The 450-nt window shown below is 68.2% G+C and carries 1 protein-coding gene; it reads right to left on the bottom strand.

Annotated elements, in window-relative coordinates:
* Window positions 1–29 precede the first annotated feature (29 nt).
* A partial coding sequence (locus tag BIV01_RS13815; protein ID WP_175473731.1) for a C40 family peptidase occupies window positions 30–450 on the bottom strand: 421 nt, incomplete at its 5' end.

The raw sequence follows: 450 nt of genomic DNA, 5'->3' as shown, positions 1-450 counted from the left end.
TCGTGCGCACTCGTCGTTCTTGCGTGCGGCTAGAGCGAACCGCTCGGCCGTGCGACGTAGGGCAGCAGCTGGCCCGGGGTCCAGATCGCCCGCTCGAGCACGCCGCGCTGCGGGTTCGCCGCCTCGACCATCATGCCGTTGCCGGTGTAGATCGAGTCGTGGTAGGCCTCGTTGACGGTGCCGTTGTACGAGTAGAAGAGGATGTCGCCGGGCTGCCGCTGCGACATCGGCACGAGGCGGCCGATCGACTTGAAGTAGTTGTACTGCCAGACGACGTTGTGGCCACCGGTGGCGATGCCCTGCGAGCTGTAGGCCATCATCACGAGGCCGGAGCAGTCCCACGTGTTCGGGCCCGCACCGCCGAACTGGTACGCGTCGCCGATCTGTGCGCGGGCGTAGGAGATCGCGCCGGCTGCCTTCGAGGGGGTGCTCGGCGCGGTCGGGGTCGTC

This window comes from Curtobacterium sp. MCBA15_013, assembly GCF_001865095.1.
Classification (GTDB): Bacteria; Actinomycetota; Actinomycetes; order Actinomycetales; family Microbacteriaceae; genus Curtobacterium.
Note: the sequence above shows the minus strand (reverse complement) of the source record. Positions and strands in the feature narration are given on the sequence as shown.